Genomic DNA, 8,555 nt, shown 5'->3' on the forward strand with positions numbered 1-8,555 from the left:
AGGTGATTTCCGGAACACCGGATACCACCCACCGTCGGCTCGGATGTAGGTGCGACTTCAGTCGCACCGACTCGGACGCAGGTGCGACTGAAGTCGCACCTACACTCACCGGTATCCAAATTGTCGGAAATCACCTAAGGCCGCAACGCTCACGCTTCGGGCTCCTCCTCGATCCACCCCTGCAACGCCTTGATCAGGCCCTCGGCCTGGGCGCGGCTGGAGATGTTGAACTTGGACTGCTGACGGTATTCACCGGCACGCTTCTGATAGCGGCGGATCGTGTACTTGTCCGGCCCATAAATCTCCTTGGTGCGGTCCCAGTCCTGATAACGGAAGAGGATGGTGGTCCAGGCGCCCTTGGACAAGATCACCTTGTCCAATTCTTTACAGGTCTCGATGCCGTCTTCCGTGTAGGAGACGGTCAGATCCTCGACCTTCTCGGTCATGTCTTCTCTCCGCGAGTCGATGGCGCGGCCCCTTCATGGACGGGCGCCGGATTGTTGCAATGCCTGCCGGATAGCAGCGGTGTTCGTACCCTTGGGATTCAAGCTCAGCGCCAGTGCCAGCGGGGTTCGGCCTGATCCGTCGGGTTGGTTGACGTCGGCCCCGCGCGCGATCAGCCGCTTGACCGTTTCCAGGTGGCCCAATCCGACCGCCAGATGCAGCGGCGCGTCGCCCTGCGCGTCCGGTCGGTTGAGATCGGCGCCGCGGCGGAGCAGGAAGGCCACGCTATCGCGATCCGCGACTCCAGCCCGGACCAGGGCGAGCAGCATAGCCTGTGCATCCACTGCCGCACCCTGCTTCACCAGCATGACGGCAACCTGGGTCCGGCCGTTGATCAGGGCCAGTTCCAATGGGGTGCGCCCGGCGCCATCCACGGCGACCAGCGATGCGCCATGTTGGACCAGTTCGCGGGCGATGCCGACCTGACCGGCCCGGGCCGCCACGTGCAGTGGATGGTTGCCGTCGGGATCCGCCTGATTCAGGTCCGTATTCCAGTAGACGTGCCGTTTGATCTGGTCCAGATCGCCCACCCGGACCGCGCGGCTCAGGTCCACCGTCGGGTGCGCGGGTTCGCCGCAGCCCCCGAGCAGCAAGGTCGCCAACAGGGCCAGGATCAGAGCCGGTAAAGCGGACAGGTGGCGCATGATGCGGATCGGTTTGGCGTATCTTACGGGCTGAACCGCGGGTTCGTCCGGATGGTATCGACCGGGGGAACCGCTCGCAACCGGTATCCTGCCGGAGTCGTCGTATTCGACGGCGGCACCCGCGCCGACTGCATTCGGAGTCCCATGATCTGGAAGTTTTTGCTGACGATTGTCGTGATGCTTGGCGCCTATCTGGTCGTGCGCACCCGCTGGCGCGCATCGGGCCGAGTTTGGGACAAGGCACCGCCCGGTCCGCCGTTGCTGCCCGCGGGCCTGGTCCGTACGATCGCTTACGCGCTGCTCGGCCTCATGCTGGCCGGCTCGGGCTGGTACCTGTTTTGGCAGTGGGAGACCGGGAATGCCGTGATGGCGGTGCAGGTCGTAAACGCCAACACCGGGAGCGTCACCCGCTACGAGGCGCGCCGCCGCACGATTGAGGGTCGCGGGTTCCGCACTCTGGACGGCCGGGAGATTCAGCTCGCGGACGTGGAGCGGATGATCCTGGAGCCGGTATCCGCCCACCCGCTGCCGGTCGGTGGTTCAGGTGGGCCGGAAAAGCCGGGCGGCGCCCAGTGAGGCCGATGAGCGCGTGCGCATCCCTGGTCCACGTTGCGGCGTCATTCCGGCAGGATGGCCGGAAGAAAGTCGCCACGGATGGTGCCAGGTGCGGTCCAAAGTGATGTGGTCGCAGACGCGCGTAGGATGGGCAGAGCGAGAGCGATGCCCATCGGGGCCACCGCGACGCTTGAGGATGGGCATCGCTCTCGCTCTGCCCATCCTACCGAAAGGCCCGCCTCAAACAAACCACATCACGGCCGATCACACCCGGTGGTATAGCCGTCGGACGTGATAACCGGACGTAGGGGCGGGTTTCAAACCCGCCCCTACACCAAGGCTCTGTCCGGATATCAGGTAGGAAGGCTATACCTCGAGGCGAGCACGGAACTGCACGATTTGACAGACATCGCCTAAGGCGACCAGCGCCCCGCCGCGGTTTCGTCGGTCGCCCGCGCCTCCACCCAGCGCTCACCCTCGGGGGTCGTCTCCTTTTTCCAGAACGGCGCCTTGGTTTTCAGATAATCGATCAGAAACTCACAGGCGCGAAAGGCATCGGTGCGGTGCTGGCTCACCACCCCGACGAACACGATCGGCTCCTGGGGCGTCAGGAGCCCGACGCGATGGACGATGCGCAGACCCAGGAGGTCCCAGCGTTCGGCGGCCTCCGCGGCGATGGCTTCCAGGGCCTTTTCGGTCATGCCGGGATAGTGTTCGAGGGTCATGGCGCTGACCTCGCGATCCGCGTTGATGTCCCGCATCAGACCGACAAAGGTGACCAAGGCCCCCACCTGGGGCTTGCCGCGCCACAGGGCTTCCTGTTCGGCGGCAACCTGGATGGGCTCATGTTGGACTTGAATCTGATTCATACACTGCAACTGTTGTCGCGACTGCCAGCGTACGAGGCTCCGTAGTCAGGGCTTCCAGCCCTGACCGCTCCAGTCCCGACGCCGTCAGGCCAGGATGGCCTGACGACGCACTTTCACGGTAAAGCCCCGACCCCTAGTGCACCACGCCCGGGCACTGGCCGAGACGATGATCAACGCCGGCGCGCTCACGCTGGTGTCGCCTTGGGGTTTGCGACGAGTCTAGCGTTCGGGTCCGCTGATTGTCCAGGTTCTCAGACGGCGCATCTTGCACTATGCTCGTTTCTTTCAGGCGGGGTGATCGGCCGATGTTCGGTGCCTTGACTGACCGACCCGACGGCGAGGTGTGATCGATGGGACTTTTTACTCATTTTCTGCTCATTGACTGTCCACAGGAACTCCATTGCGCGCCCAACGGCTCGTATCCGGCGTTCGAGGTCCGATTCACCGCGGATGGCGAGATTCCCTTTCCGCAGGTCATCCTGCGTGCACCCGGGACACAGACGCTGCTCAATGGTGATGCCATTCAGTTCAGTCAAACCGCTTCCGGCGAATGGACCTATGTCGCCGCCGTGCCGGCGGGGACCATTGACGGCCACCGCATCAGCGTTCAGATCGAAGGCTGCCGCCAGGCCGCCATCGCACATGCGCAGGGCGCGGACTGGATCAAGCATGACCGGGATGTGAATCTGATTCGTCCGCAACGCGTTAAAGCCGAAGCGCGCGTTGCGGTAGCCGGCGGCGCCGAAGTGAAGCTCTACTTCGGTATCCACAAGCACATGCACCAGCCCTATTACAACACCACCGACCGCAATTACTGGGATGGCGAGAAAGACGGCATCTTCGGCTCGCGCGGCGGAAACTATACCGATTTCATTCCCAACGCCGTGCAGCAATACAATGACGGCCAACTCCCGCATGCGGGGTTGTCGACGAGCTGGAGCGGCTCACTGATCGAACAGCTCGACCGCTGCGGCGACGAGGGCTTCTGCGGCGGCCGCTTCTCCGGCTGGAATAACGCCCTGCGCCGGATGGGCGGGCTCAAGACCGAACTTGGCAACCCGCGTGTCGCTTTCTCAGCCTTCGGTTTCTTCCATCCGCTGATGCCGCTGATCCCGGCGCAGGACATCGTTCGCCAGATCGCCTGGCATCGCGACGTGATCAAGCGCGCGTTCGGCATCGAGGCCTCGCGCGTGCTGTTCCCGCCGGAGACCGCGTTTCATGTGCGCATGATTCCGGCCTTGATCGAGGCTGGCGTGACGGCGGTGATCTATGACTCGATTCACCGCTTCCGTGCCTGTCGCGACTACCCCTATGCCGGCCTCGGCGAGGGCATGTTACCGCCGAATGCAGCCGAACAGACCAATCCGCCGGTGGATGACTGGGTGCAATTGCAGAATATCTGGGCCGGATCGAAAATCTCACCGCGCCTGCTGCGGCCCGAATACGTGGGTTACGAGGATCCGGATGGCAAGCTGCACACGATCATTGCCGTTCCAGCCGAACGGTATATCGGCAATGAGGACGCGCGCGGCGGCTTTGGTGCGCTGCAATATGCGGATGTGCTGGGCCAGGTCTACGATCGAATCGTCGAGACCGGCAGCTACGATCCCGCGCATCCGCCATTTTTCCTGCTGCATTCCGACGGCGACAATCACGGCGGCGGGGCGGACAGTTACTACGGGCACAACACCGGTCGGTTGGTCGAGTGGCTGCAACAGGATAGCCGCTTCGAATTGACTACGACCGAGGATTATCTGCAGCGTTTCCCGCCCGACCCCAACCAGGTGGTCCACATCGAACCGGGTTCCTGGGCCGGCGCCGACAACGGCGATCCACAATTCATGAAGTGGTTCAGCCGCTATGATCAGCCCTATTCGCCTGATCTGAACTCCTGGGCCGTGCTCACCGCCTTCCAAAATGCCGTGCATACGTTGGAAACCAGCGCGGCCGATCATCCGGAACTGGCCGAGGCCATCCGTCTGCTCTTGACCGCCGAAACCAGTTGTTATTGGTACTGGACCGGCCAGCAGGTCTGGGACCAGCAGGTCACCAATGCGGCCAACCTGGGGCTGCGCCTGATCAAGCCGGCGCTCGACGCGCTGATCGCGGCCGGCCACGATCGCCTTGGGCCGACCATCTTCGCACCCTGGGTGACGCCGGAGAATCCGGGTGGCAAGCGCTGGGGGCAGGGATGCCTGCTCGATGCGTCGCCCCAGGGCGTCGCGCACACCTTCGTCGCCGATGTTTGCGGACTGAAGCGGGTCGACCTGGTGCTGCGTACCGCGGCCGGAGAGCAACGGTTGACCATGCACAACCACGGCCCTTATCCTTGCGAAACCGGGGCCGCGGTGACGGCGGACTATCTGACCGCCGAGCTGCCGATCGGTGCCGGCGACGCGCGTTACTACATCGAAGCGGAAGACGGTCGCGGGAATGTGTCCAGGGGAGCCCTGGAGCGTATTTGGCTGGCTTGAGACAGTCAATAACCTGAGTCGGAATGTGGGAAAAGGCGTAGGCGAGCGATGGACGACAACAACGCGACTGATTGCGGTGCTGAGTAATTTCACCTATGTCAACTATGTCAAAGCAGCTTGATACGGATTATCCTACCCGCACTTTCCACGACAAGAACCTCGTGGGTCCGAGAAGTCCCGACAAAAACGAGGAAGACACCAACAGCCGCGGGGCGCCGCCCGGTCCTGTACCGGGTTCGCGCCCGGGGCCCTCCACTGGGGAAGCGCTTTTCGGAGACCATCCGTCGTGAAAGCGAAGAGCACATGGGGTCAGTTGACTGCCGCGGATTCCAGTCCGTCGACCGTCCGTATTGTTTCCAGGTTTCTGTTGTGGTATCGCATCGAGACGATCGAACAGACCCGCTTGAACAGCTACCGTCGTTCGTTAGGGCCGGGCCAGCGTGCCTTAGTTCCTACATGGAAGATCAGATCCGTCCGTGCTGCCGCGTCCGGATCCCAGCGCAATGATAAGGCGTCCTGGTGGCCGCCACGTTTAATCTACAGAGGGCAAGATCCGTGCAATTCGAAATGATCGGCGAAGCAGACGCGGCAAAGCTGATCGAGACCGGGAGTCTGAAGCGGGTGGACTTGGACAGTTTCACACTCCACCAGTTGCTCGACGGACGCCTGCTGGTGGATTTCCTGAGCGGCAACTGCGCTGTGCTCCAACCGCGTGACCTCGATCGGGCATCGCACTGCCGAAACGCGGACTGGCGGAGAGGGTGGGATTCGAACCCACGGTACGCTCGCGCGTACACCTGATTTCGAGTCAGGCCCGATCGGCCACTCCGGCACCTCTCCTGGGACTGGGTCACCGCACAAGTTGCGGTGAGCTGACTAGTATATGCGTGTGGGGTGTCCTTGTCCATCTCCTAGAGCCGCGGGGGTGCGATCAGAACTGATGTGGTGATCGAGATTCCGGGTACGCTTTCGTTGTCGTTGTCGTACTCGGATTGTTCGACTACGACAACGACAACGACGCGCGGTCCGTGAGAAGGTCCGGTGGCTCGCATCGCGGACCCGGCCCCAGAGGTTGCCGCTGCTCGGTGGGTGGGCGATGCGTACCCTACGGGATCGGCGTCAACACATCAGTTCTGATCGCACCCGAGCCGCGGCCGATCGAGTTGCGGCCGATCCAGTGCCGACATCGCCGGGCGCGCGGTCAGCGGCGTGCGCGGAAGAAGGCGCGCAGTGTCTCGCTGCAGGTCGCGGCAAGCACGCCCCCTGAGCAGGCGGTGCGGTGGTTGAAGCGGCTGTCGGAGGGCAGCAGGTCGAAGACGCTGCCGCAGGCGCCGGCCTTGGGGTCCGGGGCACCATAGACCACACGCTCTACGCGGGCATGGATGATGGCCCCGGCGCACATGACGCAGGGCTCCAGGGTGACATAGAGCACAGACCCGGGGAGGCGGTAGTTGTCCAGGTGTTGACCGGCGGCGCGCAGTGCCTGGATTTCGGCATGGGCACTGGGGTCGCGGGCGGCGATCGGGCGGTTCCAGCCTTCGCCGATGAGGACGTCGTCCAGGACCAGGACGGCGCCGACCGGGACCTCGCCGGCCGCTCCCGCGCGCTCGGCCAGCATCAGTGCGTGGGTCATCCAGCGGGCGTCGGCCTCTGCGGTGGCTGCTTCCGGTTGGGTCATGGCGCTTTCCTGGTTCTGCATGTCACGCTCCGCATGGAAAACGCGGCGTGATCATCGCGTTGGTTGGCGCGATCCGCGCGGCGAAGCCCAGGTTACGACTCCGCGTCTGCGGGGGCGTCGGTCCGCGCAGCGGACCCTACGGTCGCGGCCCTCGGGGGCGGTCTGGGCGACCGCGGCGGGCTCTCGTCTTCACTCCCACTCGATGGTGCCCGGCGGCTTGCCCGTGATGTCGTAGACCACGCGGGAGACGCCGGGGACCTCATTGACGATGCGTCGACAGACCAGATCCAGGAAGTCGTAAGGCAGATGCGCCCAGCGGGCGGTCATGAAGTCGATGGTCTCCACCGCGCGCAAGGCGATGACGTGGGCATACTGGCGGTTGTCGCCGACCACGCCGACCGAGCGGACCGGCAGGAAGACGGCAAAGGCCTGTGAGACCTCGTCGTAAAGGTCGGCCCGGTGCAGTTCTTCGATGAAGATGTGGTCGGCGCGGCGCAGGGTCTCGGCGAATTCCCGGTGTACCTCGCCCAGGATGCGCACACCCAGGCCGGGCCCTGGGAAGGGATGACGGTAGACCATTTCCGCGGGCAGGCCGAGTTCGACGCCGATGCGCCGCACCTCGTCCTTGAATAGCTCACGCAGGGGCTCGACCAGCTTGAGCTTCATGTGCTCCGGCAGGCCGCCGACATTGTGGTGCGATTTGATCACCTTCGCTTTGCCGGTCTTGGCGCCCGCCGATTCGATGACGTCGGGGTAGATCGTGCCCTGGGCGAGCCATTTCACGTCGCGCAGTCGGGTGGCCTCGTCATCGAAGACTTCGATGAAGGTGTTGCCGATGATCTTGCGTTTCTGCTCGGGGTCGGTGACGCCCTGGAGCCGGTCGAGGAAGCGGTCCGCGGCGTCGACCCGGATAACCTTGACGCCCATGTGGCGGGCGAAGGTCGCCATGACCTGATCGCCTTCGCCCAGGCGCAGCAGGCCGTTGTCGACAAAGACGCAGGTGAGTTGGTCGCCGATCGCGCGGTGCAGCAAGGCGGCGACCACGCTGGAGTCGACGCCGCCGGAGAGCCCGAGCAGGACCTGATCCTGGCCGACCTGGGCGCACAGGGCGGCAATGCTGTCGGCGATGATGTTGCCCGGGGTCCAGAGGTTGCCGCAGCCGCAAATCTCGTGGACGAAGCGCTCCAGGATGCGTCCGCCCTGGCGGGTATGGGTGACCTCCGGGTGGAACTGGAGCCCGTAGAACCCGCGGGATTCGTCGGCGATGCCGGCCAGCGGCGCATTGGCGGTCTCGGCGATGACCTGAAAGCCCGGCGGCGGGGATTCCACGCGGTCGCCATGGCTCATCCACACGTCCAGCAGTCCATAGCCCTCGGGGCTCGTGTGGTCCTCGATGTCGCGCAGTAGCCGGGAGTGACCCCGAGCACGCACCTGGGCGTAACCGTATTCCCGATGGGTTGCCGCGGCGACTTCTCCGCCGAGTTGCGCCGTCATCGTCTGGAGTCCATAGCAGATGCCGAGGACCGGCACCTTGAGGTCGAAGACCAGTGGATCGGCGCGCGGCGTCTCGGCCGCATGCACCGACTCCGGGCCGCCCGAGAGGATCACGCCCTTGGGGGCAAAGCCGCGAATGGCCGCCGCCGCGATGTCCCAGGGGTGGATCTCGCAATAGACCCCGGATTCACGCACCCGCCGCGCGATCAGTTGGGTGTACTGCGAGCCGAAGTCCAGGATCAGGATGCGGTCGGCGTGGATATTGGTCATGGCTTAGTGATGGTTCCGGAAGGAAGAAGCAGATTGAATGCTTGCGCCGGATTGCGCCTCAAGCGCA

At 64.2% G+C, this 8,555-nt stretch carries 7 protein-coding genes and 1 tRNA gene; 2 read left to right on the forward strand and 6 right to left on the reverse strand.

Annotated features, from left to right (window positions below; genetic code table 11):
- Positions 1-149 precede the first annotated feature (149 nt).
- Complete coding sequence (locus tag QZY03_RS08955; RefSeq protein WP_295580187.1) at positions 150-446, reverse strand: hypothetical protein; 297 nt, start codon at positions 444-446, stop codon at positions 150-152.
- Positions 447-479: 33 nt separating this feature from the next.
- Positions 480-1,148, reverse strand: a complete 669-nt coding sequence (locus tag QZY03_RS08960) for an ankyrin repeat domain-containing protein (RefSeq protein WP_295580189.1) — start codon at positions 1,146-1,148, stop codon at positions 480-482.
- A 144-nt stretch (positions 1,149-1,292) separates the two neighbouring features.
- Between QZY03_RS08960 and QZY03_RS08965 the strand changes: the two genes are divergently transcribed.
- Positions 1,293-1,724: a hypothetical protein gene (locus tag QZY03_RS08965; protein WP_295580191.1), complete on the forward strand. Its 432-nt coding sequence runs from the start codon at positions 1,293-1,295 to the stop codon at positions 1,722-1,724.
- A gap of 392 nt (positions 1,725-2,116) precedes the next feature.
- Here the strand turns inward: QZY03_RS08965 and moaE are convergent, their stop codons facing one another.
- On the reverse strand, positions 2,117-2,572 hold the full coding sequence (gene moaE / locus QZY03_RS08970; RefSeq protein ID WP_295580192.1) for a molybdopterin synthase catalytic subunit MoaE: 456 nt from the start codon (positions 2,570-2,572) through the stop codon (positions 2,117-2,119).
- Positions 2,573-2,922: 350 nt separating this feature from the next.
- On the opposite strand from moaE, the gene QZY03_RS08975 reads away from it, so the two are divergent.
- Positions 2,923-5,046, forward strand: coding sequence for a glycosyl hydrolase family 57 (locus QZY03_RS08975; protein WP_295580193.1), 2,124 nt, complete (start codon positions 2,923-2,925; stop codon positions 5,044-5,046).
- 750 nt (positions 5,047-5,796) lie between these two features.
- On the opposite strand, the gene QZY03_RS08980 is transcribed toward QZY03_RS08975, so the two are convergent.
- The 3 genes from QZY03_RS08980 to guaA form a co-directional block, all read right to left on the reverse strand.
- Positions 5,797-5,886: transfer RNA gene (locus QZY03_RS08980), tRNA-Ser, on the reverse strand.
- 361 nt (positions 5,887-6,247) lie between these two features.
- On the reverse strand, positions 6,248-6,724 hold the full coding sequence (gene tadA, locus QZY03_RS08985) for a tRNA adenosine(34) deaminase TadA (RefSeq protein WP_295580196.1): 477 nt from the start codon (positions 6,722-6,724) through the stop codon (positions 6,248-6,250).
- 189 nt (positions 6,725-6,913) lie between these two features.
- Positions 6,914-8,488 carry a glutamine-hydrolyzing GMP synthase gene (gene guaA / locus QZY03_RS08990; protein WP_295580194.1) on the reverse strand — a complete coding sequence of 525 codons (1,575 nt, stop codon included), beginning with the start codon at positions 8,486-8,488 and terminating at the stop codon, positions 6,914-6,916.
- Positions 8,489-8,555 lie beyond the last annotated feature (67 nt).

The organism is uncultured Lamprocystis sp. (assembly GCF_903933125.1).
GTDB lineage: Bacteria > Pseudomonadota > Gammaproteobacteria > Chromatiales > Chromatiaceae > Thiodictyon.